Origin of the sequence: Cryptosporangium sp. NPDC051539 (genome assembly GCF_044454545.1) — a bacterium.
In the GTDB taxonomy this organism is placed as follows: Bacteria; Actinomycetota; Actinomycetes; order Mycobacteriales; family Cryptosporangiaceae; genus Cryptosporangium.
This window is the reverse complement of record NZ_JBITDV010000016.1, coordinates 131,479-156,885: the sequence shown is the minus strand read 5'-3', so window position 1 is coordinate 156,885 and position 25,407 is coordinate 131,479. Positions and strand designations below refer to the sequence as shown.

At 72.7% G+C, this 25,407-nt stretch carries 23 protein-coding genes and 1 pseudogene; 18 read left to right on the top strand and 6 right to left on the bottom strand.

Annotated elements, in window-relative coordinates:
- The first annotated feature begins 25 nt into the window (after positions 1-25).
- Together ACIBZJ_RS38570 and ACIBZJ_RS38565 are read left to right on the top strand one after the other, a co-directional pair.
- Positions 26-1,174: a sensor histidine kinase gene (locus ACIBZJ_RS38570; RefSeq protein ID WP_395938580.1), complete on the top strand. Its 1,149-nt coding sequence runs from the start codon at positions 26-28 to the stop codon at positions 1,172-1,174.
- Positions 1,167-1,841 carry a response regulator gene (locus ACIBZJ_RS38565; protein ID WP_395938579.1) on the top strand — a complete coding sequence of 225 codons (675 nt, stop codon included), beginning with the start codon at positions 1,167-1,169 and terminating at the stop codon, positions 1,839-1,841. The genes ACIBZJ_RS38570 and ACIBZJ_RS38565 overlap by 8 nt, the downstream gene beginning before the upstream one ends.
- Before the next feature lie 7 nt (positions 1,842-1,848).
- On the opposite strand, the gene ACIBZJ_RS38560 is transcribed toward ACIBZJ_RS38565, so the two are convergent.
- A complete protein-coding gene (locus ACIBZJ_RS38560) occupies positions 1,849-2,739 on the bottom strand; it encodes a fructosamine kinase family protein (protein WP_395938578.1) in 891 nt (296 codons plus the stop codon).
- Positions 2,740-2,922: 183 nt separating this feature from the next.
- Here ACIBZJ_RS38560 and ACIBZJ_RS38555 point away from each other — a divergent pair, with 183 nt between their 5' ends.
- Complete coding sequence (locus tag ACIBZJ_RS38555) at positions 2,923-3,441, top strand: hypothetical protein (RefSeq protein ID WP_395938577.1); 519 nt, start codon at positions 2,923-2,925, stop codon at positions 3,439-3,441.
- A 4-nt stretch (positions 3,442-3,445) separates the two neighbouring features.
- Here the strand turns inward: ACIBZJ_RS38555 and fdhD are convergent, their stop codons facing one another.
- Entirely contained in the window at positions 3,446-4,270 is an 825-nt protein-coding gene (gene fdhD, locus ACIBZJ_RS38550) for a formate dehydrogenase accessory sulfurtransferase FdhD (RefSeq protein ID WP_395938576.1), read from the bottom strand.
- 44 nt (positions 4,271-4,314) lie between these two features.
- Between fdhD and ACIBZJ_RS38545 the strand changes: the two genes are divergently transcribed.
- Genes ACIBZJ_RS38545 through ACIBZJ_RS38535 form a run of 3 tightly spaced genes read left to right on the top strand, consistent with a single transcriptional unit; the run spans position 4,315 to position 5,495 of the window.
- Complete coding sequence (locus tag ACIBZJ_RS38545; RefSeq protein WP_395938575.1) at positions 4,315-4,938, top strand: molybdenum cofactor guanylyltransferase; 624 nt, start codon at positions 4,315-4,317, stop codon at positions 4,936-4,938.
- Positions 4,935-5,192: a DUF6457 domain-containing protein gene (locus ACIBZJ_RS38540; protein ID WP_395938574.1), complete on the top strand. Its 258-nt coding sequence runs from the start codon at positions 4,935-4,937 to the stop codon at positions 5,190-5,192. Before ACIBZJ_RS38545 ends, ACIBZJ_RS38540 begins: the two co-directional genes overlap by 4 nt.
- Positions 5,193-5,495, top strand: a complete 303-nt coding sequence (locus tag ACIBZJ_RS38535) for an MTH1187 family thiamine-binding protein (RefSeq protein WP_395938573.1) — start codon at positions 5,193-5,195, stop codon at positions 5,493-5,495.
- On the opposite strand, the gene ACIBZJ_RS38530 is transcribed toward ACIBZJ_RS38535, so the two are convergent.
- On the bottom strand, positions 5,475-5,945 hold the full coding sequence (locus ACIBZJ_RS38530; RefSeq protein WP_395938572.1) for a hypothetical protein: 471 nt from the start codon (positions 5,943-5,945) through the stop codon (positions 5,475-5,477). The two genes, ACIBZJ_RS38535 and ACIBZJ_RS38530, sit on opposite strands and share 21 nt — an antisense overlap.
- Positions 5,946-6,142: 197 nt before the next feature.
- Between ACIBZJ_RS38530 and ACIBZJ_RS38525 the strand changes: the two genes are divergently transcribed.
- From ACIBZJ_RS38525 to ACIBZJ_RS38510, 4 genes are all read left to right on the top strand, one after another.
- Positions 6,143-7,540 (top strand): T3SS (YopN, CesT) and YbjN peptide-binding chaperone 1, encoded by a 1,398-nt coding sequence (locus tag ACIBZJ_RS38525; RefSeq protein ID WP_395938571.1) that lies wholly within the window; start codon positions 6,143-6,145, stop codon positions 7,538-7,540.
- A 93-nt stretch (positions 7,541-7,633) separates the two neighbouring features.
- Positions 7,634-8,485: a hypothetical protein gene (locus ACIBZJ_RS38520; protein ID WP_395938570.1), complete on the top strand. Its 852-nt coding sequence runs from the start codon at positions 7,634-7,636 to the stop codon at positions 8,483-8,485.
- Positions 8,486-8,696: 211 nt separating this feature from the next.
- Positions 8,697-10,724 carry an ABC transporter gene (locus ACIBZJ_RS38515; RefSeq protein WP_395938569.1) on the top strand — a complete coding sequence of 676 codons (2,028 nt, stop codon included), beginning with the start codon at positions 8,697-8,699 and terminating at the stop codon, positions 10,722-10,724.
- Positions 10,721-15,664 carry a GTPase gene (locus tag ACIBZJ_RS38510; protein WP_395938568.1) on the top strand — a complete coding sequence of 1,648 codons (4,944 nt, stop codon included), beginning with the start codon at positions 10,721-10,723 and terminating at the stop codon, positions 15,662-15,664. Before ACIBZJ_RS38515 ends, ACIBZJ_RS38510 begins: the two co-directional genes overlap by 4 nt.
- Positions 15,665-16,177: 513 nt before the next feature.
- On the opposite strand, the gene ACIBZJ_RS38505 is transcribed toward ACIBZJ_RS38510, so the two are convergent.
- The 3 genes from ACIBZJ_RS38505 to ACIBZJ_RS38495 are packed head-to-tail and all read right to left on the bottom strand — an operon-like array spanning position 16,178 to position 17,799.
- Positions 16,178-16,732, bottom strand: coding sequence for a TetR/AcrR family transcriptional regulator (locus ACIBZJ_RS38505; protein WP_395938567.1), 555 nt, complete (start codon positions 16,730-16,732; stop codon positions 16,178-16,180).
- Positions 16,716-17,615, bottom strand: a complete 900-nt coding sequence (locus ACIBZJ_RS38500; protein ID WP_395938566.1) for a class I SAM-dependent methyltransferase — start codon at positions 17,613-17,615, stop codon at positions 16,716-16,718. Before ACIBZJ_RS38500 ends, ACIBZJ_RS38505 begins: the two co-directional genes overlap by 17 nt.
- Before the next feature lie 25 nt (positions 17,616-17,640).
- Positions 17,641-17,799, bottom strand: coding sequence for a hypothetical protein (locus ACIBZJ_RS38495; protein WP_395938565.1), 159 nt, complete (start codon positions 17,797-17,799; stop codon positions 17,641-17,643).
- A gap of 67 nt (positions 17,800-17,866) precedes the next feature.
- On the opposite strand from ACIBZJ_RS38495, the gene ACIBZJ_RS38490 reads away from it, so the two are divergent.
- The 8 genes and pseudogenes from ACIBZJ_RS38490 to ACIBZJ_RS38455 all read left to right on the top strand — a co-directional run.
- Positions 17,867-18,706, top strand: coding sequence for a phosphoribosylaminoimidazolesuccinocarboxamide synthase (locus ACIBZJ_RS38490; protein ID WP_395938564.1), 840 nt, complete (start codon positions 17,867-17,869; stop codon positions 18,704-18,706).
- Between the two features lie 5 nt (positions 18,707-18,711).
- The gene (locus ACIBZJ_RS38485; protein ID WP_395938563.1) at positions 18,712-19,344 is read left to right on the top strand and encodes a DsbA family oxidoreductase; all 633 of its coding nucleotides are present in this window, start codon (positions 18,712-18,714) and stop codon (positions 19,342-19,344) included.
- Between the two features lie 71 nt (positions 19,345-19,415).
- Positions 19,416-19,826, top strand: a complete 411-nt coding sequence (locus tag ACIBZJ_RS38480) for a hypothetical protein (RefSeq protein WP_395938562.1) — start codon at positions 19,416-19,418, stop codon at positions 19,824-19,826.
- Between the two features lie 901 nt (positions 19,827-20,727).
- Entirely contained in the window at positions 20,728-21,873 is a 1,146-nt protein-coding gene (gene pdhA / locus ACIBZJ_RS38475; RefSeq protein ID WP_395938561.1) for a pyruvate dehydrogenase (acetyl-transferring) E1 component subunit alpha, read from the top strand.
- Complete coding sequence (locus ACIBZJ_RS38470; RefSeq protein WP_395938560.1) at positions 21,870-22,853, top strand: alpha-ketoacid dehydrogenase subunit beta; 984 nt, start codon at positions 21,870-21,872, stop codon at positions 22,851-22,853. The genes pdhA and ACIBZJ_RS38470 overlap by 4 nt, the downstream gene beginning before the upstream one ends.
- Before the next feature lie 9 nt (positions 22,854-22,862).
- On the top strand, positions 22,863-24,581 hold the full coding sequence (locus ACIBZJ_RS38465) for a dihydrolipoamide acetyltransferase family protein (RefSeq protein WP_395938559.1): 1,719 nt from the start codon (positions 22,863-22,865) through the stop codon (positions 24,579-24,581).
- A 184-nt stretch (positions 24,582-24,765) separates the two neighbouring features.
- Positions 24,766-24,903: a hypothetical protein gene (locus ACIBZJ_RS38460; protein ID WP_395938558.1), complete on the top strand. Its 138-nt coding sequence runs from the start codon at positions 24,766-24,768 to the stop codon at positions 24,901-24,903.
- 182 nt (positions 24,904-25,085) lie between these two features.
- Positions 25,086-25,407: pseudogene (locus ACIBZJ_RS38455) on the top strand (hypothetical protein); the annotation flags it as partial.

Below are 25,407 nucleotides of genomic sequence, written 5' to 3'. Positions count from 1 at the left end.
CGGGGTGCTGGTTAGCGTCTGCCCCATGACGACCGACCAAGCTCGCCGGCCCAGCTCCTGGCTGATCGACGTGGTGCTGGCCGCGGGGAGTTTCGTGCTCTACACGGGGCCGATCCTGGCCGGAGCGGCTTCCGGGCACGGGCCGACGGCGGCGATCGTCGCGCTCGGGCTGCTCGCGGCCGCGCCGCTGGTCGTGCGGCTGCGCGCTCCGGTCGCGGTACTGGCCGCGGTGTCCGCCGCACTCGTCCTCGGCGCGCTGACCGACGTCAGATTCACGTTGTTCGTCAGTAACGCGGGTCCCGCGCTCGTCCTCGCTGTGCTGACGGTGGCCGACCGGCTGCCGTGGCGGCGATCGCTGGCGATCGCGACCGTCGCGACCGCGGCCGTGACCGGGGCCGAACTGGCCGCGATCGGGATCCATCCCCACACCGAACAGGACGCTATCCAGCTGCTGTCGGCGACCGCGGGCTGGCTCATCGGATACATCTGGCGCACCCGGCGGCAGTACGAGGCGCGGCTGCGCGCCGAGGAGGGGCAGCGGGCGAAGGAAGAAGAGCGGCGCATCCGGGCCGAGGAACGGCTGCGGGTCTCGGCCGACGTGCACGACATCGTGTCGCACACGCTGAGCATGATCGCGGTGCGGTCCGGGATCGCCCGGGTGGTGCTCGACCGGCAGCCGGACGAGGCGCGGGTCGCGCTCGGCGCGATCGAGGCGGCGAGCCGGACCGCGCTGGACGAGCTCCGGGCGGTGCTGAAGTCGATGCGCGGCGAGGACTCGGTGGACGCACCGACGCTGGCCGACCTTCCCCGGCTGGTCGAGGGCCTGCGGGCGGACGGGTACCAAATCACGCTGCACGTACCACCGGACGCCGGGGCACCGCCGCTGGTGCAGGAGTCGGCGTACCGGGTGGTGCAGGAGGCGCTGACGAACGTCGTCCGGCACGCCGGTCGCGTACCGACCAGCGTGGACGTCACCTGCCTCGACGGCGAGCTGATCGTGTCGGTGGTGAACACCGCCGGAGGGTCCGCGCCGGGTGGCAAGGGGTCGGGCTTCGGACTGGTCGGGATGAAGGAGCGGGTCGCGTTGCACGACGGAACGGTTTCCGTGGGCCCCCGGCCCGATGGCGGCTTCGAAGTGGTGGCGCGATTCCCGACCGGGGCTTCCGATGAGTGAGCGGATCCGTGTCCTGATCGCCGACGACGAGGCGCTGATCCGGGCCGGGTTCCGGGTGCTGCTGGACGCGTCTCCCGGCCTGACCGTGGTCGGCGAGGCTGCCGACGGCGCCGCGGCCGTGCGGCAGACCCGCGCCCTGCGCCCGGACGTGGTGCTGATGGACATCCGGATGCCGGTCATGGACGGGCTCGAGGCGACCCGGCACGTGGTCGGGGACTCGACGGTGCCCGCGCGGGTCCTGGTCGTGACGACGTTCGGCGAGGACGCGCACGTGTTCGCGGCGCTACGCGCCGGGGCCAGCGGTTTCGTGCTGAAGGACACCCCGCCGGAGGATCTGGTCGCCGCGATCCGAGTGGTGGCCGAGGGCGAGGCGCTGCTGACCCCCCGGGTCACCACCCGCCTGGTGGCGGAGTTCGTCCGGCGGTCGGCCTCCCGGCCGGTCACGTCCACTCCGACCGGTCTGGACGAGTTGACCGAGCGCGAGCGGGAGGTGCTGATCCAGGTCGCCGCCGGCAAGTCGAACGCTGAGATCGCCGAGCACTTCTTCGTCAGCCTGAACACGGTGAAGACGCACGTCAGCCGGTTGTTGTTCAAACTGGCGGCGCGCGACCGGGCGCAGCTGGTGGTCCTGGCCTACGAAAGCGGCCTGGTCGTACCGGGGTCGTAGGTGGGACTCAGGGGACGCTCCGGGCCGCCGCGACCGCCCGGGACGCATAACTCCCACCGAACAGGACGCAGTGGACCAGCAGCGGGTGCAGCTGGTGCAGGCCGACGCGCTCGCGCCACCCCTCCGCCAGCGGCGTCGCTTCCTGGTAGGCGTCCATGACCCGGTCCAGGTGCGGTGCGCCGAACAGCGCGAGCATTGCCAAGTCGGTCTCGCGGTGGCCGCCGTACGCGGCCGGATCGACCAGCCACCAGCCGTCGGCGCCGTCCACGCGCCCGGGCAGGACGTTGCCGGACCACAGGTCCCCGTGCAGCCGCGCCGGGGGTTCGGGCGGCCCGGCGGCGTCCGGAAGGCGGCCCAGCGCAGCCTCGATCGTGGACGTTTGCGCAGCGGAGAGCGCCCCGGCGTCACGAGCGAGACGCAGGAAGGGCAGGCACCGATGTTTCACGTAGAACGTCGGCCAGTCCGGCTCGGGCGTGTTCGTCAGCGGCAGCGTGGCCAGGAACCCGTCGGCCTCGGCGCCGAACGTCGGTGCGCCGCTCGCGTGCAGTGTGGCGAGTTGGCGTCCGAAGACCTCGGCCCCCGACGTCGTCGCCCGGCCCTGGTCGACCCAGGCGGTGACCAGCATTTCCGGGATCGCGATGAGCACCTCCGGCACGGCCGCGGCGCCGGCCTCGGCGAGCCAGCGCAGCGACCGCCCCTCCGCCACGAACCCGTCACCCGGTTCGGATGTCAGTTTCTGATCCGGGATCACTTTCGCGAACAGGTCGGTGCCGTCGTCGAGGGTCCAGCGTTCGATCCGCCCGCCCTTCGCCCCGCCGAGCGGGGTGATCCGGATCCGCTGGTGCTCGACCAGCCGCGGGATCGTCTCCGGATGGGTCCGTAGGTACTCGAGGTCCACGTCGCCGACCGTAGGCCCTCGACGTCAACCGCTGCAGGTCGGAGAGTGCGGCCAGGGAGCTCCGGTCGCACAGCCCGCTCGTGCGTGCGCCGTTTCATACCGCGCTCCCGACCGCATGACCGTTATGAACATTTCTCCGGACCTCCTCACTTGCGAACGATGTTCGCGCTAGCGTCTCGGGCCATGGCACGGGCTTGGGCCGTCGGAGTGGCGGCCGCACTGCTCGCGCTCTTGCTGTACGAGAGCGCGCTCGCGTGGGTGACCACCCGCGGTCCCGACGTATACCCCGCGCTGTTCCTGCTGCTGTCGTACGTAGTGGTCGGAGCCGCCACCGGGCACGCCGCGGTCTCGCTCAGCGGCCGCGCCCAACGCGCCTGGCCGGCCGTGCTGGTCGTCGCGGCCACGGCCGCCGCACTGATCGGCTGGGGCCACGACGCGACGCTGCTGCACCCCGCGCTGCCGGCGATCCCGGCCGCACTCGGCGGCGGCGCGTGCACGGCGGTCGGCGGCTGGCTCGGCCTGGTGCTGCCGAACGACTACCTGGCAGCGGCCCCCCGCTCGGTGCTGGCCCAGCTGACCACGGTCGAGCTGCGACCGAGCCGCCGAAAGCGCCCAGGAGTGGCGTCCGCCAGAAAACGTACGGCGGCGCGGCCGGCGGCGACCGAACCGGTCGACGGACCGGAAATCCTCGAGATCGGTTGATCGGTCAGAACGTGAGCCGGTGCTCACCGGTGTAGACGTTCATCGTCTCGCCGCGCAGGAACCCGATCAGCGTCATCCCGGCCTCCGCCGCCAGATCGACGGCCAGCGTCGACGGCGCCGACACCGCGGCCAGCGCCGGAACGCCCGCCATCACCGCTTTCTGCACCAGTTCGAACGATGCGCGCCCAGACACCATCAAGACGTGCCCGGTCGCCGGGGTGGAACCCGCCCGCAGGGCCGAACCCAGCACCTTGTCGACCGCGTTGTGCCGCCCGACGTCCTCGCGGACCTCGACCAACTCTCCGTCGGCCCCGGCCAGCGCGGCCGCGTGCAGCCCGCCGGTGCGGTCGAACACCCGCTGAGCGGCGCGCAGCCGGTCCGGCAGCTTGGCGATGACGTCGACGCCGATCCGCAGTGGGTCCTCAGCGACCGAGAACGCGCTCTGCGTGCGAACGGCGTCGATCGAGGCCTTGCCGCAGATCCCGCACGAGCTCGTCGTGTAGACGTTCCGCCTGATGTCGGGCGACGGCGGCTCGACACCGGCCGCGAGGGCGACGTCGAGCACGTTGTAGGTGTTCTGCCCGTCGGGGCCGGTGCCCAGGCAGTAGCGCGCGCCCGCGACCTGCTCCGCCGACGTGATCACGCCCTCGCTGAGCAGGAAACCGTGCACGAGGTCCACATCGTCGCCCGGAGTCCGCATCGTGACCGCGTACGGCTGGCCGCCGACCCGGATCTCCAGCGGCTCCTCGGCTACGAGCGTGTCCGGCCGACGGGTCTGCTCAGATCCGTTGACCCGAATCACCGGTCGACGCCCGGTCACCCTGCCCATGGCATCTCCTTACGGTCGACAGTATTCAGAGTACGTTCGAATCCGTGGATCCGTACGGCGCACTGATACTCGCGGGCGGCCAGGCGCGACGGCTGGGCGGCGTCCACAAGCCCGGCCTGCTGATCGGCGGGGTCTCCCTTCTCGACCGCGTCCTCGCCGCGGTCGAGGATGCCGCGCCCCGCGTCGTCGTGGGTCCGCCGCAGCCGGTCCCGGCCGACGTGCTGGTGGTCCGCGAGAACCCCCCGGGCGGTGGCCCGGTCGCTGCGCTCTCCGCCGGTATCGAGGCGTTGGCGGACGCCACCCCGCGGCCGGTTGCCTGGCTGGCGCTACTGGCCGCAGACCTGCCGTTCCTCACCCGTGCGGTGGTCTCGTCGCTGCGGGAGGCCGCCCTGGTGGCCGACGGAGCCGTGCTGGTCGACGACTCCGGCCGCGACCAGCACCTGGCCGGGGTGTACCGGGCGTCCGCGCTGGCCGCGGCCGTAGCCGAAGAGGGAACACCGCACGGGGTGCCGTTGCGCCGGGTCGTCGCCCGGCTTTCGCTGGAACGGGTTCGGGTAAGTCCCGCCGGGGTGCCGCCGTGGCTCGACTGCGACGATGCCGAAGACATCCGGGTCGCCGAAACACTCGCGTGGCAGGCGTCCGCTGAATCGAAGGAGGCAGACGGATGAGCGCGCTCGACGACTGGGTGGCGGCAGTCACCGTTGACCTGGGCCTGGAAGGCCCGGTCGACCGATCGCTGGTGCTCGACCTGGCCCGGGACGTCGCCCACGGGGTCGCCCGGCCGGCCGCGCCGCTGACCACCTACCTCCTCGGCCTGGCGGTGGGTGCGGGAGCAGACCCGCGGGAGGCCGCGAAGAAGATCGCGGCGCTGGCCGAAGGCTGGAATCCCGACCGCGTCTCCGACACCGTGCTGGAGGACTGAGTGATCGTCGCGTTCTCGGTCAGCCCGATGGGGACCGGCGAGTCGGTCGGAGCGGCGGTCGCCGAGGCCGTGCGCGTCGTCCGCGAGAGCGGCCTGCCCAACCACACCGACGCGATGTTCACGTCGATCGAAGGCGAGTGGGACGAGGTGATGGACGTCGTCAAGCGCGCCTGCGAGGCCGCCGGTGCGGGTGCCGGGCGGGTCAGCCTGGTGCTGAAGGCCGACATCCGGCCCGGCGTCACCGACGGCCTGACCAGCAAGGTCGCGACCGTGGAGCGGTTCCTAGATACCGGCGCTCACTAGCCAGTGATCGCCGCTCTTCACCAGCGTGAAGCCGTCACCGCTGCTCACGTCCGGCGCGGCGTGGTGTGACGTCTTCGTCGTCGTCTTCTTCTTGCCGTCCTTGTCCTTCTTGGTGGTCTTCCTGGTCTCGGTGACCTCGAGGTCACCGTCGTGCACCGTCGCGGTCGAGCCGTCGACGTCGACGTCGTCCACGTCGATCTCGTCCAGGTCGTCCCGGACGCCGCTCGACAGGTTCGCGTACCGCTTGCTCAGCGCGGGCGCGCAGTCCTCGCCCAGCTTCCGCTTGGCGCTCGCGTCGACGTAGCCGCAGGCTTCGTCGTAGTCCTTCTCACCGACCTCGTCGAGGTACTCGGACAGCGCCGTCCGAACGTTGTCCTCGTCCGACGACGAGCAACCGGTCAACATCGTGGCCACGGCCGCTCCCGCCAGGAGGACGCCCCCTAACCGCATGACTCTCGTTTCTCCTTCACATCCGGACGCCCTGTCCGATCCCGCACGAGTGTGCGGTGGAAATCGCGGAGGCAGGACGGTTGAGTCGGCGACGCGTCAGACGGGTCGTCGGGCCCGGTGGTCTGATGGGGACGTCGAGGGGCCGCACTAGGGTGGCGGCACGCGCCCGTACGCGGACGCACGAAACAGGAGGCGCAATGCCGGGATTCGACTGGTCGCGAGTGCCGTCCAGGCTGGCCGCCGAACTGGCGCGGGAGCTCGCGCTGGAGGAGGCGGCAGGAGGCCCGGCAGCGGCGCTGCGTGCCACGTTCGGTCCGGCGCCGCGCGCCGATTTCGTCCGCATCGCCTGGCCGGTATTGCGTGACCGATGGCTGCCGACCGACGCCGACGCCCGCGCCGACGTGGTGGCCGGCCTGCGCGCGGCCGGTCTGGGCGACCACGAGACGCCTCCCCGCGGCGCCGATGCGCAGCTCGCCTACCTGCGCGGATGCCGGAACACCGGGCGGCTGCGCCGGGTCGTGCTCGAGCGGTTCGTCGAGCTCGGCGAGCCGGGCGAATCGTCGTCGACGGCGGTGCCGACCGTGGATCCACTGCCCCTGCCGGAAGACCCGTCGACAGTCGATCTGAGCGCCAAGGTCGAAGCCGCCTGGGCGGAGCTGCGGACGGCGCTCGCCGGGATCCTGCGCGGGCTGGAGCTGGGCACTCAGCTGACCCTGACGCTCGACCCGACCGCGGGCGGCACCGGCGATGCGACGTACACGGTCGAGTTCGTGATGTTCGACGAGAACCTGCTGCACGCGGAGGCCGTCGGCAACGCCGGGCTCCCGCCGGGGCACCGGCTCGACCGGCACGCGATCGCCGACCTGGTCGCGCTCGGCTGGTCACCGCCGGGCGTCGTCGACGGCACGACCGACAACTTCGGCCTGCAGATGCCCACGTCCGACGCCGGTCGGCTGGCCGCGATCGCGATCCGGACGCTGCGGGAGGTCTACGGCACACCGCACCCGGCGTTCCTCACGTACTCGGCGACCGCGCTGGAGGGTGAGGTGGAGTTGTCCCCGCTGGGGGCGGCTCGGCGGGTCCCGGGCAGTTCGGCCGGGGCTTCGGCACCGGCCGCCCACGATCCGGCGGCCCCGCTGCCGGATCGGGTGCGGGCGGTCGTTTCCGAACTGCTGGCGCGACCGGTGGACGAACTGCCGGTGGACGCCGACGGCGACATCGCGATCCGCAGTGGGTCGGCGATGGTGTTCGTGCGCATCACCGACGATCCGCCGCTGGTCGAGGTGTCGTCGCCGGTATTGACCGAGGTACGGGCGACGCAGCGGCTGTACGAGCGGCTGTCGGCGCTGACCAAGACACTGCCGGTGGGCCGGTTGTACCTGGAGGACGACACGGTCTGGGCTGCGGTGGCGGTGTTCGGCACCGACTTCCAGCCGACCCACCTGTCGACCGCGATCAGGGTCATGACCGGGCTGGCCGACGTGCTGGACGACCGGTTGCAGGGCGATTTCGGGGGCAAGGTGTTCTTCGGCGAGGCCCTGCCGGAACGGCGCGAACCGGGGACGCACGGCGAGCGGACCGGGATGTACCTGTGATGTCGCGGTTCCCGGTGAATGGTTTCGTCGGGGGGCTCTGGTAGTAACTCCCCCATGACGCGGTCCCGGTAGGGGCCCATTGGAGGAGGCAGGATGCCGACTACCCGCAGCCGAGGGCTGTCCACTGCCGACCTCGACACGCTCCGCACGCAGGTCGAGGCCGGACGAAAGCCCAAGGTTCAGTTCACCTCGGCTGCCGGGCAGGTAGCCGGGCAGATCGGGCAGGTCATTCGGTTCGACGATCCGTCGACCGACGAGTGGGTGGTCGTGCGCTTCGGGCGCGACGAACTCCCGTTCGCCCCCACCGACCTGCAGCTGGCCCCCAAGATCACGCGCCAGAAGCCGACCGCGAAAGCGTCAGCTCCCGCGGTGGTCGGCCCGGTGGCGAACGGGGCGACGGCCAGTGGCTCGGCCGGCGGTGGGGCATCGAGCGAGTTGGGCACGCGGCCCGGCGCGGCGGCGGCCGTCGCGGCGGCAACGGCGACGTCGACTCGCCCGGTGACGGCTCCCGCGGCCGCTCCGGCCGATGCCGTCACCGCGCCGCGGCCCGCCACGAAGTCCACCGGCACCGCGGCCGCCAAGCCGATCGACACCGCGGCCGCAGCACCCGTCGCCGCACCCGTCACGGCCCCGCCCGGGGCAGCGAAGGCCAAGCCGGCTCGGAAGTCCACGGCCAAGAAGGCGCCCGACCTCACCGTCACGATCGGTCACCACGAGGGGCAGTGGACGATCTCCGCCTCCCGCGGCGCCCGCGTGCTGATCAAGCCGACGTCCATCCGCGCCGCCGACGCGCTGCGCATGGTCAGCCAGCTCGACTCGCCCGGCGTCACCGAGGCGGTCGACGACATCGTCGCCGCGGCCCGCGCCGAGGCCGAGGAGCAGGCCGAACGCCTCCGCCGCGAGCTGGCGGAGGTCGAAGCGGCGCTGGCCGACCTCACCGACTGAGGCCAGGCCCGGCACCCGGGTCACGGCTTCGTACCGCGACGGTGTTCGTCGGCTCCGACGAGCCTCTCGACGGTAGTCTCCGAGCGGATACGTCGAGTGGGGTCGGCGCAGGTAATGGGTCCGGGGTAAGCGGAGAGGCAGAACTCGCGTGACGACGGACGGGGGTGTTCGTGCCACGTCGTGGCCCAGTACGCCCGAAAAGACCGCTTCGGTGGTGCCTCCGAGGCAACTGATCCAGGGGTTAGAGGCGCTCCGGGTCGCGCTGGCCGATACCCGGTTCCACCTACCGCTGCGCGGCGCCGAAGACGCCGCGAGTACCGCCACGAGCCTGTCCGCCCAGATCGACGACTACCTGGTCCCCCGACTGTCCCGCCCGGAGACCCCGCCGCTCCTCGTCATCGGGGGCTCCACCGGCGGCGGCAAGTCGACGCTGCTGAACACGCTGGTCGGCGAGCCGGTGAGCCCGGCGGGCGTGCTGCGCCCGACGACCCGCTCGCCGGTGCTCGTCTGCCATCCGGACGACTTCGGCACGTTCCTCGTCGGTGGCCCGCTGCCCTCGCTTCCCCGGTCGTCCGACGGGAAGCGGGGCTCGATCCGCGTCCTCGAGTCCGGTGCCGTGCCCAGCGGGCTCGCGCTGGTCGACGCGCCCGACGTCGATTCGGTCGAGTCCGAGAACCGCGAGCTCGCGGGCCGGCTGCTCGTCGCCGCCGACCTCTGGATCTTCGTCACGACCGCGGCCCGCTACGCCGACGCCGTCCCGTGGGACCTGCTGCGGGCCGCGGTGGCACGGGGTGCCTCGATCGCGGTCGTGCTCTCCCGGGTGAACCACCTCGCGCACGCGACGGTCAGCACCCACCTGCGCGAGTTGCTGCGTGACGAGGGCCTCGGCGCCGCGCCGCTCTTCGTCATCGAGCAGTCGACGCTCGACGAGCGCGGGTTGCTGCCCGAGCAGGCTGTCCGCTCGCTGCGGATGTGGGCCACCCGCCTGGCCGAGTCGCCTGCGCAGCGCGCCCGCGTCGTCCGGCAGACGGTCACCGACGCGCTGGCCGCGATCGGCGACCGGGTCGACGGCCTGGCCGACGCCACCCGGGCCCAGCGCGAGAGCGTGACCACGCTGCGCTCGAGCATCGGCACGACTTTCGCCGCGGCCGACGCCCGGCTGCGGTCCGACGTCAACGACGGCGTGCTGTTCCGCGGCGGCATCGTCGGCCGTTGGCAGGAGTTCGCCGGCAACGGCGGGCTGGCCGCGATCGTCGAGGCCCGGTCGGGCAAGGGTGGCGGCGCGCTGACCGGGCCGGCCTCGATGCGGGCCTCCCGGGTGCGGGCCGGGCTGGTCGGCGGGGTCGTACGGCTGTTCACCTCGATCGTCGACGAGGCCGCCGCCGAGCTGGTCGGGAGCTGGAAGAAGACTCCGTCGGGCACCGTGGCGGCCGAGCCGCTCGGCGACCGCGGGTCGTCCGGCGCGGCGAAGAACGCCGCGGAGGCCGCCCGCTCCTGGCTCGACGGGATCGACGCGTCGGTCGACGGCGGTCGCAAGGCGAGCGCGCTGCCGATCGCGATCGCCGCCGCACTGCGAGACGGCACGTTGCCGGTCGGCCGCGAGGTCGACGTCGCCGGCGGCACCGTGACGCTCTCGGCCGAGTTGCTGGCCGAGGTTTTCGAAGACGACGAGGTGCGTGCTGCCGCCCACGTGGCCCGGGCCGACCTGCTCGGCCGGCTCAGCGCCGCGCTCGCCGCTGAACAGCGTCGCTACACGGCCCGGCTCGACGAGCTCGATCCCCCGGCCGGCACCATCGACCGCCTCCGCGACGCCGTCCGGCTGATCGAACGTCACCGCCACGAGGTGGCCACGCTCTTCATCGAGGCCGCGCGTCCCGTCCCCGACTTCGCCGCGTCCGCGGCGGTGACAGCGTCCGCAGCGGTCGTGGCGCCTTCGGCCGTAGCGGGCGCCCCGGCGGTAGGAACGGCCTCGGTGGAGAAGCCGGCGGCCGATCCGGCCGTGGGTGCGCTGGCCTCCATGCTGGCCAAGCTGCCGGAGCCGAACCTCGACCTCCGTCCGACCTCGTCCGGCAAAGAGCCTGTGGATGGTGCACCCGCACAAACGCGCGATACGGCTACCGTCGAGTCCGTGACCACCGAAGTGCCCGCACCGAGCCCGTCCGCGGGCTCCTCCGAGCCGGCCGCGCAGTCGGCCGACGGCGCTCGGGCGGCCGACTCCGCGCGGGAGGAGGGGCGATGAGCAGGTCGCCGGCATTACCGGGCGACGACGCACCGCCGATCGCCGCGCGCCTCACCTCGCTCGAGCGGGTCATGGGCGTGATCGACGGGCGCGTCGACGACTCGTACCTGCGCTCCGCCCGCGATGTCACCCGCCAGATCACCGAGCGTCTGTCGCTCTCTCCGGCGCACACGGTCGTGGCGCTGGCCGGTGCCACCGGCAGCGGCAAGTCGTCGCTGTTCAACGCACTCGCCGGGCTCGATCTGTCGGAGGTCGGGGTTCGGCGTCCGGTCACGAACGCCCCGCACGCGTGCGTCTGGGGTCCCGACGGTGCTGGTCCATTGCTCGACTGGCTGAGCATCCCGTACGACAACCGCACGACCCGCGAGAGCGCGCTCGACGCCGACACCCAGAGCGAGTTGCGCGGCCTGGTGCTGCTCGATCTGCCCGACCACGACTCGACCCAACTCGCGCACCGGCTCGAGGTCGATCGCCTGGTCGAGCTGGTCGATCTGCTGGTCTGGGTGCTCGATCCGCAGAAGTACGCCGACGAGGCCGTGCACTCCCGCTACCTGCGGCGGCTGTCCCGGCACGCGGGCGTCACGGTCGTGGTGCTCAACCAGGTCGACCTGCTCAGCGACGCCGACGCCGAGGCGTGCCTGGCCGACGTACGCCGGCTCCTCGACGCCGACGGGCTGCGTGGCGTCCCGCTGGTGCCGCTGTCGGCACTGCGCGGCGACGGCCTGCCCGAGCTGAGGAAACGCATCACGGCGACGGTCTCCACCCGGCAGGCGGCCCTGCGTCGCCTGGCCGCCGACCTCGACGGGGTCGCCGACGAGCTGGCTCCGCTGGCCGGTCCCGAGGTCCGCGAAGACGTCGACCGCGGGGCGGCGAAACGTCTGTACACGACGCTGGCCGAGGCGGCCGGGGTCACCGCGGTCGGCGAGGCGGTGGAGCGCGGGTACAAATTCTCCGCGAACCGCAGTCTCGGGTGGCCGCTGATCCACTGGTTCGGGCGGGCGAAGGCCGATCCGCTGGCGCCGCTGCGTGAGAACGCCGGCAAGGCGCCCCGGCGCAGCGGTGCGCGGCCCGCCGTACTGCACCCGGTGCAGCGTCCGCAGGTGGAAGAGGCTCTCCGCGATCTCACCGACGACGCCACGAGCGCGCTGCCGGTGCCGTGGCCGGGGCTGGTGCACCAGGCCGCCCGGTCGGAGCTCGACAGCTTGCCGGACGCGCTCGACCGCGCGGTCGCCACCGCCGATCTGGGCCTGGCGCGCCGGCCGGGCTGGTGGTGGCTCTACCGCGGCGTGCAGTACCTCGTCGTACTGGCGCTGCTCGGCGGCATCGCGTGGACGCTCGGGCTGGCGATCGCGGCCGCGGTGAGCCGTGACGACAACCCGTCCGGCACCGGGTCGCTGGCCCTGCCGGTCGGCCTGTTGCTGACCGGGCTGTTGCTCGGGCCGATCCTGCACGTGGTGGGCATCGTCCTGGCCGGGCGTGGGGCCAGGGCCGCCCGGATGCGGGCCGAACAAGCCGTGCTCGACGCCGTGACGCCGGTCGCCCGCGAGCGGGTGCTGGCGCCGGTTCGCGCCGAGCTCAGCGCGTACGCGCGCGTCCGTGATGCACTCGGCGAGCTCGGGGTGTCGGTGCCGCAGTTGTCGTCGACCTACCCGGTGGGCGAGTTAGCGCCGGCCGTACTGCCCGCCGTGCCTCAGCCCGAGGCACTCGAGGGTGCGGTGTCCCTGAAGCCGAAGGAAGTTGGAGGCCTGGGCCCGTTGCCCTCAGCGACGAACTACCCCGACCCGTTCCAGCCCCGTCGCCCCGACGCCCCGCCGGCTGAGGGCCCCGGCCCTGCCGGTCGGTCTGTTGCTGACCGCCCTGGGTCGGCTGACCGCCCTAAGTCGGCTGATTGGCCTGGGGCGGCTGACCGGCCCGCGGCCGCTTGGCCGGCTCCGAGCTCGGCTCAGCGGGCCGAGGGAGCATCCGAGCACTGGGCGGCCGGTGGCCCGCAGCCCCAGCCGAGCAGCAGCCCGTTCCCGCGGACCGGGGGCCCGGCCGAGCACTGGGCGGCCGGTAACTCCCAGCCCCAGCCGGGCGGCAGCTTGTTCCAGCCGCCTGCTGACAGTGGTCGTCAGGCCCGGCCGAGCGACACTGGTTTCTCGGCGAACCCAGCCGACGCCCTGCCGGTCCGCCCGAGCAGGGGCCTGTTCCGGTCGGGTGCAACCGACCGCCAGCCCGACCCGGCCGACGCACCGGTCGAGCCGCGCCCGACCGACGGTCCACACCAGGCACCACCGAACGACGACCGCTTCTCCCCGAGCCCGGCCGCGGCCCCGTCAGCCCGCCCGAGCAAAGGCCCGTTCCGCTCCGGCGCGACCGATGGACCGGCCAACTCGACCGACTTCCCGTTCCCGAACCGCCCGACCGACGGCCCGGAGCTGGGCCGTGGGGCCGACGGGCCGGGCCTGGGTCGTGCGGCCGACGGGCCGGGCCTGGGTCGTGCGGCTGACGGGCCCGGGCAGGGGCGTCCGGCCGACCGGCCGGGGCAGGGGCGTCCGGCCGACCGGCCGGGCCTGGGTCGTGCGGCCGACCGGCCGGGCCTGGGTCGTGCGGCCGACCGGCCGGGCCTGGGTCGTGCGGCCGACCGGCCCGGGCAGGGCAGCGAGGTCGACAGGCTGGAGCAGGCTCGCCGGGCAGACGGGCTGAGGCAGGGCCGCCCGATCGACGGTCCGGGGCAGGGCCGGCTGGCTGCTGGGGGCGGCCAGGTCCAACCGGGCGGTAGCGCGGTTCCGGCGCGAGCGACCGACGGGTCGTCGGCCGGTCCGAACGCGTCGGAGCCGAACGACGACCGCTTCCGGCCCCGCACGGCCAGCGGGCCGTCTGCTCGATCGGGCGACGGCTCGTTCTGGGGCTCCGACGCGGCATCGCAGGCAAGCTCGACCGGCGCGCCGGGCCAGCCTCGGCCGAGGGCACTCGGGGCCGCCCATCCGACCGACGAGCGGCGACCGCAGCCGTCAGCGTCGAGCCCGTCCGGATCCCCGGACACCTCGCCGACGGCCGAGTCGCGTCCGACCGGCCTCACGGAGCCCGCGCCGCCGCCCCAGAGTCCGTCCGCTCCGAGCCACCAGACGCTCCCCGCAGCGCAGGCACCCGGCTCGACGCCCTCCGGCTCGACGCCCGAGGGGATGGCGTTCCCCGGGACGCAGGCGCCCCGCCTCGCGCCCTTCGGCCGGACGCCCGCCGGCGCGCCGAGCCCCGGCGAGGCAGCTCGCGGCAGTGCCACGCCCCCGGTGTCGAGCCCCCCGGCCCCCACGCCCCGTCCGGCAGCCGCCGTCGACCTGTGGACTATGCCGGCGCCCCGACCCGGCCGACCGACCGACCAGCCGCCCCCCACCGCTCAGGCGCCGAGCTGGCAATCGAACGCCCCAGTTGCGCCGACCTGGCCGGGCACCACGCCATCGTCCCCGACCTCGCCGGCCGCCTCCAGCGCCCAGCCGGGCCGACCGATCGGCGTCACGAACCCCGCGACCCCGGACGGCTCACAGGCACCGAGCTGGCCAACGTCACCCCAGCCGAGCGCGCCGACCTGGCCCGGAACCCCGCCGACCGGACGCGAGGGCACTCCGACCTCACCTGCCGCTCCCGGCACGCCCGGAGCCATGCCGAGTGAACGTCCGGCCGAGTCCGGCACTCCGACGGCGGCCTCGGGTGGCCAGCAGGCGCCGAGTTGGCCAGCGCCACCTCGCCCGAGCGGGCCCACCTGGCCCGGCGCCGCACCGGCCGGACACGACACCGCACCGACCACGCCCGCGGGCCACGAGACCACACCGGGCTGGTCCAGGTCGGCGCCCCCGGCAGGACCGCAGTCGGCGCCCCCGGCAGGACCGCAGTCGGCGCCCCCGGCAGGACCGCAGTCGGCGCCCCCGGCAGGACCGCAGTCGGCGCCCCCGGCGGGGCCGAGGTCTGCACCCCCGGCAGCACCGGGGGCCGCGTCGCCAGCAGGGCTGCAGTCGGCACCTCCGGCGGGGCCGAGGTCGGCACCGCCTGCAGGGCTGCAGTCGGCAGGGCCGCAGTCAGCACCCCCGGCTGGGCCAAGGTCGGCACCTCCAGCAGGGCCGCAGTCAGCACCCCCGGCTGGGCCAAGGTCGGCACCTCCAGCAGGGCCGCAGTCGGCACCTCCAGCAGGGCCGAGGTCGGCGCCTCCGGCGGGGCCGCAGTCGGCAGGGCCGCAGTCGGCAGGGCCGCAGTCGGCAGGGCCGCAGTCGGCAGGGCCGCAGTCAGGACCTCCAGCGGGGCCAAGGACGGCACCGCCGGCGGGGCCGCAGTCAGCACCTCCAGCAGGGCCGAGGTCGGCACCGCCTGCAGGGCTGCAGTCGGCGGGGCTGCAGTCGGCGGGGCTGCCGCCCGCGGGGCCGACTGGCCCGGCCGAGTCGCCGGTATGGCCCGGGCTGCAGCCGGGGTCCCCAGAGAGCCCGAATCTGGCATCCGGCCCTCGACCGACTCGGCGAACCGGCGCCGGTACCGCGGCAACCCGTCCATCGTTGAACCCTCCGGCCGACAGCACCGACGAGCGTCCGGCTCGGGCGTCCCGGGGCCGACGGCCTGGAGCCAACCTGCCGCCCGCCCCTCCGCCCCGGCCTGCGGTGGAGGCCGACCCCGAGGTCGCGTGGGAACGCACCCGCCACGCGGCGAGGCCATCGCCGTTCCCGGCGCCCGAGTCCGCCCCGCCGAAGGACGAGCCCAAGAACTCGCGACCGGCGGAAACGGACACCGATGCCGACGCGGACACCGGCTCCGGCCGCAAGGGCCGGCGTGGGCTCTTCGGCCGCCGCAAGGAAGCTGCCGACGTGGTCGACCGCTGGTGGGCCGGCGAAGACGACGGCGAGGACCCGTTCGGCCGTCCGCCCACGCGCGACGAAGACGACACCGACACCCGCCCCCGAGTCCCCGGCCAGCGCTAACCCGCCGCCACCGACTGCCCCCGCCCCGGCCGGGCCTTGAGCACCGGACCGGACCGCCCCGCCCCCTGAGCACCACCGCCCGCCCTGGGCACTGCACCGCCCGCCTTGAGCACCACCGCCCGCCTTGAGCACCACCGCCCGCCCTGAGCACCGCACCGCCCGCCCTGAGCACCGCACCCGCCCCCGGGCGGGCGCCGGACCGCCCCGGGCGGGCACCGGGCCACCCCGGGCGGGCACAGGGCCACCCAGGCACAGGGCCACCCAGGCACTAGCCCGCCCGCCCCCTCCCCCCGAGCCGCCGGCTTCGCCGGACGGACGCCCGGCGGCCCGGATCGCCAGCGAGCCCGCCAGCTCCGAACGCGGCAACCCCACGCCCCCGCATCGCACATCAGCAGTCGCCGCCCACGGCAACACCCGCTCGAGCAACACCCGCTCGAGCAACACCCGCTCGAGCAACACCCGCTCGAGCAACACCCGCTCGAGCAACACCCGCTCGAGCAACACCCGCTCGAGCTACACCCGACCGCGCTTCACCCGCTCGAGCAACACCCGCACAGCGTCCACGAACGCGGCGTTGTCCAGCTCCTCGTCCCAAGCCGTCTGCACCAGCAACCCCTGATAGACCGCGACCATCACGCGGACCAGGGCGTCCGCATCATCGGGCAGTTCCCCGACCGCCCCCGCCGCCTGCCGCACCGAATCGACACCGGAGCGCGCGAGCGCGCGCATCTCCGGAGACCGAACGGTCTCGGCCCACACCTGCAGAGCGAGCCGCGGGTCAGGCCCGTCGGCAGTTCCCACCTCGCGCAGCAGCCCGAGGTAGTTCTCGGCCACGTCGCCGGACCTGAGCGCGACTGCCCGGTGCGCGTGCCACTCCCGGACGATCTCCGCGATCATCTCGTCCTTGCTGCTGAAGTACCGGTACACGAGCCCGGCGCTCACCCCGCACTCCCGCACGATGTCGGTCATCGACGTGCGGTGGAACCCCTCCCGCGCGAAGCAGGCCGCCGCCGCGTCCAGGATCTGCTGCCGCCGCGCAGCGAGATGCTCCTCAGTGACCTTGGGCACCGGAAACCACCTCCGCCCGGACGACCCGGTAGAACGCCGCCGTCGGCTCCTCCCGTCCGTACAGCGCGGCCGCGTCCCGGGTCGACAAATCGTCGATCAAGCGCAACCGCCTGTCGGCGAGGTACCCGGGCAGCTCTGCCGGTACGAACCCGAACGTCCAGGGCTCTCCCGCCGCCGACACCGCGCCCCGCCAGCTCTCCACCCCGGCGAACCCGCCGAATTCATCAACCCCACCGACCCCGGCCCCACCGGCCAACCCACCGCCCCCACCCAAAACACCTCGGTCGACGTACGTAAAAACGATCTGACTCCCCACCGGCACGAGCCCAACAACCGACCGCAGCGTGGCATCAACCGCCGACTCGGTGAGGTAATTCGTCACGCCCTCCCAAACCACCACCGTCCGCGCGCCGGAATCGAACCCGGCCCCCACCAGCGCCGCCCCCAAGTCATCCCGAAGAAAGTCGACCGGCACGAACACCACCCGCCCGGGCAACCGGCGCCGCTTCACCGCCTGAGTCGCCGGATGGTCCACCTCGAACACGGCCGCGTCCCGCAGTGCGGGCAACCGGTGCGCCCGGCTGTCGAATCCGGCCCCGAGCACGAGCGCCTGCTGCGCCCCCGCCGCCGTCATCCAGTCGTCGATCAGTCGCGTCCGCACCACCGCCGACCCGCGCGGCCCGCCCGACCAGCGCGAATCGATGTACCGCTCGAGCCTGCGCCCGACCGGCGGCAACCGCGCCGCCCACGCCACCGCGCGATACCCCGGCGTCAGGAAACGCGACGCGTACGGATCGACGAACAATCGATCCGCCGGGCGCGCCGACTCCAATGCCCGGAACAACGCCACGTGCACCGCCGTCCGACTGCCGCCCTTCCGCATACCGCCACCATAAATGAATGAACGATCATTTTCTACAGCTCCCCCGCTGCCGCGCTGAGCTCAAGACTCCGCTCCGGCCCGTCGACCACGTCCGCACCCGATCGCCACCTCCGACGGCAACCCCCGATCGCCCCCCCGAGCGGCCACCCCCGATCGCCACCCCCGAGCGCGTCGGGGGACGCACCCGGGGATGACCCTCCCCACCTCGACGCACGTAATCTGGAATCCCAGGACGAACGGCGAGGGACACGGTGGAGCTTCTTCATTCCGGCAAGGTGCGGGACGTCTACCTCGACGGCGAGGACCTGATCCTGGTCGCCTCCGATCGGGTCTCGGTCTACGACGTCGTGCTGCCCACCCCGATCCCCGGCAAGGGCGCGGTCCTCACCCAGCTCTCGCTGTGGTGGTTCGAGCAGCTGAAAGACGTCGTACCGAACCACGTGCTCGGCACCGACGTCCCCGCGGACTGGGCCGGCCGCGCGATCCGGTGCCAACGGCTGGAGATGGCGCCGGTCGAGTGCGTCGCCCGCGGGTACCTCACCGGCGGCGGACTCGCCGAGTACCGGCAGACCGGCACGGTCTCGGGCATCGAGCTGCCCGCCGGCCTGGTCGACGGCTCCAAACTGCCGGAACCGATCTTCACCCCGTCGACGAAAGCCACCGTCGGCCACGACGAGCCGATCTCGTTCGCCCAGGTCGAGGACGCCGTGGGCCAGAAAGAAGCGCAGGAGCTCCGCGACCTCACGCTGGAGATCTACCGCCGCGGCGCCGACCTGGCCGCCGAGCGCGGCATCATCGTCGCCGATACGAAGGTCGAGTTCGGGCGGGCCGCCGACGGCACCCTCACCCTCGCCGACGAGGTCCTGACGCCCGACTCGTCGCGATTCTGGCCCGCCGACGAATATCGACCGGGCCAGGCCCAACGCTCGTACGATAAACAGTTCGTCCGCGACTGGGCCACCAGCACGGGCTGGAACAAGCAGCCGCCCGCACCCGAGATCCCCACCGACATCGTCGCCGCCACCCAGGCCCGCTATTTCGAGGCGTACGAGCTACTCACCGGCAATTCCTGGCCGAGCGAGCAACGATAGGCGTCATGCGCGTTGACATCTGGTCGGACATCGGTTGCCCGTGGTGCTACGTCGGAAAGCGGCGGTTCGAGAACGCCCTCGCCGACTTCCCGCACCGCGACGACGTCGAGGTCGTGTACCACTCGTTCGAGCTCGACCCCAGCCACCCGGCCGGCAAGACCACCCCGGTGACCGAGATGCTGATCGGCAAGTTCGGCATGCCCCGCGGTCAGGTCGAAGCGGCCGAGGCGAAGCTCGCGGCTACGGCCGCGGCCGAGGGCCTCGGTTACGACCACAACCGGCACGCCGGCAACACGTTCGACTTCCACCGTCTGGCGCACTGGGCCACCACCCAGGGCAAGCAGAAAGAGCTGCTCGATCACGCCTACGCCGTGCACTTCGGCGAGGCCAAGTCGGTGCACGACACCGAAGCCCTGGTCGACCTGGCCAAAAACGCCGGTCTGGACGCCGACGAGGCCCGCAAGGTCCTCGAGAGCACGGACTACACCGACGAGGTCCGCGCCGACGAGCAGCAGGCTCGCGAACTGGGCATCAGCGGCGTCCCGTTCTACGTCCTCGACATGAAGTACGGCGTCTCGGGCGCCCAGCCGACCGAGGTCTTCAGTCAAGCGCTGACGAAGGCGTACGAACCCGCGTAACTCTAGTGAGCACGAAAAGGACATGGGTGTCTCTCTTGCCCTAAATCAACACCCGGGGCCAAGGTTTACCCATGGACGCGCATCTAGTGGCGAGGTTGCACCGTGTCGCGGCATCGGGTGGCGCGGTCATCGTCGCTGCTGCGGCCACGGAGAACTGGGCGAGCGTCAAGGCCCGGTTCGTCGAGGTGTTGGGCCACGGGCACCGCGGCCGGGAGGAGGTCCAGGCCGAGTTGCTCGAGGAGACCAACCAGGCGATCGGGCACGCGCCCGCCGGGCTGGTCGACCAGGTCACGCACGACCAGGAGAGCCGCGCTCAGCAACTGCTGTTGCAGGCGATGCTCGTCGACCCCTCGGTCTCCCATGACCTGCAGAACCTCATCAGCGAGCTGACTCCGGCCCCGGAGGAGCCGGCCGAGGAGGAGCCCGCACCCGAGCAGGTGTCGGTCCTACGGCCGCGCATCCTCGGCGCTCCCTGGGCTTGAGGTGGTGTCGACGGATGGGCTCGGCGTCGAATCGGGTACGGCGGCGTCCGACCGGTCCGGCCCCTCCCCAGGGGACGCCGGTGCGGTCGGGGTCGCCGCCGTACCCGACTCGTCGGGCCATGGTGCTTCGTCCACCCGTTCCGAAGGCGACGCGAGCAGCGAAGGCGAGAGCGAGACCCGGGGCGAGAGCGGCGCCCAAGGCGGCCGAGGCGACGACGCCACGTACGGACGCCGGGCCGCCTCCTCCGACCATCCGAACGCCGAAACCGGCGAACGCGACGCCGACCCGACCTCCCCACCCGGTCCGCCACCCACAGCCCCGGGCCCGGCCTCCGGCCGAGCCTCCCGCCCCGAACCGGGCCCTGAACCGGGCCCCGAACCCGGCCCGGCCCCGGGTCCGGCTCCCGGCCGCGCCGGAGCGATCGTCACCAGATCCGCCCCGGCGTTGGCGACGATCAGCAACGCCCCCGTGGAGCCCGTCGCCAGCACGCACAGCGCCGCCAGCCCACCCCACGTCGCCCGGCGCCCACGACCGCCGCGACCGTCACGACCGCCACGGCGGGGAGACGAGTCACGCGACCGGTGCATCGTTCCATCGTCCGGCCCCTCCCCCGCCGGGGGCGATCCTGACGGCCCCGGCGTTCGCCCAGCCTCCACTGCCCGATCGGTGGACTGCACCTATCGCACGGACAATCGTCGATCGCGACAGCTAACCGCCGGTTGCGCTGTGGGTTTCCGACAGACATGAGCAGGCATCGGTCTGACATGCTGGCGACGAGGGCCACCGACGCCCTCGACGAAAAGCCCCGGTGTCCCCCGCGCCACCCCTGCGAGCGGCATCGGTATCGATATCCGTCGGAGCGGCAACCCCGCACCGGAGGGCACGAGCGAGGAGATCGGCATGTCCGAATCCGTCCCCGAACGCGGCTTCGTTCAGCTACTCACCCCTGAGGGCGAGCGAGTCCACGACCCGGACTACGACGTCAATCTGAGCGACGACGAATACCGCGGCTTCTTCCGCGACCTGATCCTGGTGCGCCGGGTCGACGCCGAGGCCACCGCACTCCAACGCCAGGGCCAGCTGGGCCTCTGGGCGTCGCTGCTCGGCCAGGAGGCCGCACAGATCGGTTCCGGACGCGCGCTCCGGCGCCAGGACATGGCGTTCCCCACCTACCGCGAGCACGGCGTCGCCTGGTGCCGTGGCGTCGACCCGCTGCACGCGCTGCGGATGTTCCGCGGCGTCGACCTCGGTGCGATCGATCCGCACGCGCACAACTTCGCGATGTACGCGATCGTCATCGGCGCCCAGTGCCTGCACGCGACCGGCTACGCGATGGGCGTCCAGAAGGACGGACGGGTCGGTAGCGACGACGGCGAGGCCGTGATCGCCTACCTCGGCGACGGTGCGACCAGCCAGGGTGACGTCAACGAGGCGTTCGTCTGGGCGGCCGCGTTCGCCGCACCGGTCGTGTTCTTCTGCCAGAACAACCAGTACGCGATCTCGGCGCCGACCGACCGCCAGACCCGGGTGCCGCTCTACCGGCGCGCGGCCGGGTTCGGCTTCCCGGGCGTCCGGGTCGACGGCAACGACGTGCTGGCCACCTATGCGGTCACTCGCCGCGCGCTGGACGACGCCCGCCACGGGCAGGGTCCGGCGTTCATCGAGGCGTTCACCTATCGGATGGGCGCCCACACCACGTCCGACGACCCGACCCGCTACCGCATCGCCGCGGAGCTGGAGGAGTGGCGGCTGCGCGACCCGATCGAGCGGCTCCGCTCGTTCCTGGTCCGCCAGCAGGTCGCCGACCAGTCCTTCTTCGACGAGATCAACGCCGAGGCCGACGAGCTCGCCGCCGAAGTGCGCAAGGGCTGCCTCGAACTGCCCGATCCCGCCCCCGAAACCCTCTTCGACCAGGTCTACGAGACACCCACCGCGCCGCTGGAACAGCAGCGCGAAACCTTCCGCGCCTATTCCTCGGAATTCCTAGCTTCTGGCGACGAAACCGAGCGGAGTACCGTCCCCCGCCGGGAAGGGAGCCGTCGATGACGTCGATGACGCTGGCCAAGGCGTTGAACGCCGGTCTGCGCAGCGCGCTGGACACCGATTCGAAGACGCTGATCATGGGAGAGGACGTCGGTCGGCTCGGCGGCGTCTTCCGAGTAACCGACGGTCTGCAAAAAGACTTCGGTGAGCACCGAGTAATCGATACACCTCTGGCGGAATCGGGCATCATCGGCACCGCGATCGGGCTGGCGATGCGCGGTTACCGGCCGATCTGCGAGATCCAGTTCGACGGGTTCGTGTACCCGGCGTACGACCAGATCGTCAGCCAGCTCGCGAAGATCCACTACCGCTCGCACGGCCAGGTGAAGCTGCCGGTCGTCATCCGGATCCCGTTCGGCGGCGGCATCGGTGCGGTCGAGCACCACAGCGAATCGCCCGAGGCGTACTTCGTCCACACCGCCGGGCTCAAGGTCGTGACCTGCTCGAACCCGGCCGACGGGTTCACGATGATCCAGCAGGCGGTCGCGTCCGACGACCCGGTGATCTTCTTCGAGCCGAAGCGCCGCTACTGGGAGAAGGGCGAGGTCTCCGACGAGGCCCCGGCCGAAGACTGGTACCCGCTGCACTCGTCCCGGGTCGTGCGTCCGGGGACCGACGCGACGCTGGTCGGTTACGGACCGATGGTCCGCACGATGGTCGAGAGCGCCGAGGCCGCGGCTGAGGACGGGCGTGACCTCGAGGTCATCGATCTGCGGACGCTGTCCCCGCTCGATCTGGAGCCGGTGTACGCGTCGGTGGAGCGCACCGGGCGGTTGATCGTGGTCCACGAGGCGCCGGGCACGCTCGGCCTGGGCTCGGAGATCGCGGCCCGGGTGACCGAGCGGTGCTTCTACTCGCTGGAGGCGCCGGTCCTGCGGGTGACCGGGTACGACACCCCGTACCCGCCGTCCCGGCTGGAAGACGACTACCTGCCCGACCTCGACCGGGTCCTCGACGCCGTCGACCGCTCGTTCGGATTCTGAGGAGCGGACATGGCTGACATCCGTACGTTCGACCTGCCCGACCTGGGCGAGGGACTCACCGAGGGCGAGATCCTCCGATGGTTCGTGGCGCCCGGTGAGACGGTCACGCTCAACCAGCCGATCGTCGAGGTGGAGACCGCGAAGGCCGCGGTCGAGATCCCCTCGCCGTACGCCGGGCTGGTGACGACACTGCACCACGCCGAAGGCGCGACCGTCGAGGTGGGCTCCCCGCTCATCGCGATCGACACCGCCCCGGGCACGTCCGCCAACGCTGATGCGGACGTCACACGAGCGGGCGATTCCGCGATTCCGGGCGACGCCGCCCTCGCCGCGCCGCCCGCCGTGAGCAGCGGTATCGGGAGCAGCGGTGCCGCAAGCAGCACGCCCGGGGCGGGCCCCGGTTCGGGTGGCAGCCCCGGTGGCGGGGCGGTCCCACCGGCCGGAGCGGCCGCGGTGGGCGCGGTGGGCGCGCCTCCCGCCGGCTCGGCCGGACCTGCACCGGGCGACGGCGGCGGTTCCGGCGAAGGCGGTCGGACGCCCGTGCTCGTGGGGTACGGACCCCGCACCGGAGCGTCCCGGCGGCGCCCCCGGCGGGCCACGCCGACCCCGGAGCCGGTTCCCGCCGTCGGCGGCGGCGGCCTCGTCGGTGACCAGGCCGAGCCCGCGCCGGACGCGACGCTCCCGCTGCTCCCGACGATCCCCGACGCACTGGCCTCGGGCGTGAAACCGGTCCGCCACGGCGGCCTCGAGATGGGCCGCGCCGCCGAGCGGGCCGCCCAGTCCGCCGACAGCGTGACCCCTATCCCCACCGGCACCCGGCCGCACCCCGCCACCACGTCTCGACCCCGAGCGAAACCGCCGGTCCGCAAACTCGCCCGCGACCTCGGCGTCGACCTCGCGCGCATCCCGGCCACCGGCCCGGACGGGATCGTCACGCGCGACGACGTGACTCGCGCAGCGTCCTCAGTGGCGATCGAGGTGGTACCGGCGCCGGCCGCGACCGTCACCGCCGAGGTGCGGGAGCACCGGATCCCGGTCCGTGGCGTACGGAAGCTGACCGCCGAGGCGATGGTGACGAGCGTCGCGACGGCGCCGCACGTCACCGAGTGGCTCACGGTCGACGTCACGCGGACGCTCCGCGCCGTGCGACGCCTCCGCGAGAACAAGGCTTTCGCGGACGTCCGGGTGAACCCGATGCTGCTGATCGCCAAGGCCGTGACGCTCGCGGTCGCCCGGCACCCGGAGCTGAACTCGACCTGGGTCGACGGGCCGGACGGCACAGCCGAGATCGTGGTCAAGGACTACGTGAACCTGGGCATCGCGGCCGCCACCCCGCGCGGATTGATGGTGCCGAACCTCAAGGACGCTGGCCGGCTGTCGCTGCCCGAACTGGCGGCGGCGCTGGATTCGCTCGTGGGCGTGGCCAAGGCCGGGCGGACGCCGCCCGCCGACCTGACCGGCGGAACGATCACGATCACGAACGTCGGCGTGTTCGGGGTCGACGCCGGCACGCCGATCCTGAACCCAGGTGAGGCCGCGATCCTCTGCGTCGGGCAGATCGTGGAACGGCCGTGGGTGCATCGGGGCGTGGTGAAACCCCGTTCGGTCTGTCAGCTCGCGTTGTCGTTCGACCACCGGATCGTCGACGGCGAGGGCGGATCGAAGTTCCTCGCCGACGTCGGGCGGTTCCTCGAGGACCCGGAGGGCGTCGCGCTCGCCTGGTCGTAGATCACACCGCGTTTCCCTCCACGACGCCCCGTACTCGTCCGATGACGTGCGCGGGGCGTCGTGCTGTCAGCTGAACGACGGGACGAGGGTGGGGCGTCTCACCGTAAAATCGATGGAATATATCCGCAACCTGGCGCATTATAGAAGGCGTAAGGTTCGAAACACCGACGGAAAGAAGGCTACCGTGTCTACGTTGTCCCAGCGGCTCCGTGAGCGGCGCATGGCGCACCGTCGTGCTCGGGCCCTGGAAAGGGTCCTGGCACGGATGCCGGAAGGCACGATGCGCGACGAGATCCTCGTGATCGCGTCCCGGCAGAGCTAAGCGCGCACGATCCCGAGCCCGGTGCCTCAGAGGCGCCGGGCTTTGTGCCATAAATGGACACGGCTTGAAGGGAATTAGCCCGTCAGTCGTAACGGGAGTTGCGGTGTTCGTACCCTGTCACCGGTTGACCCGATAGCGTCCGGGTCTCGGACCGTATCCGTACCGGTGGAGGAGTCGTCGCGATGACCGAGGGCACTCGCCCGCCTGAGCCGTCGTCACCCTCGGAGCCCGACCCGAAGGCGCCGAAGCCCACGTCCGGAGCGCCGACGTCCGGCGCACCGACGTCCGGGCCGCCGCCCGAGCCGGCCGGTTCCGAGGCCACGCAGGTCATCAACACTCCCAAGGCGCCTCCGCCCCCAGAAGAATCCCAACAGACAGTCCAGTTCTCGGCGCCCCCGCCGGCCGCCCCGGGCGCCGAGCAGCCCACCTCCGGCGCGCCGCGCCCGACGTCGGCACCGCCCACCGCGGCGTACCCCACCTCGGGAGCCCCCGGCGCGGCCTACC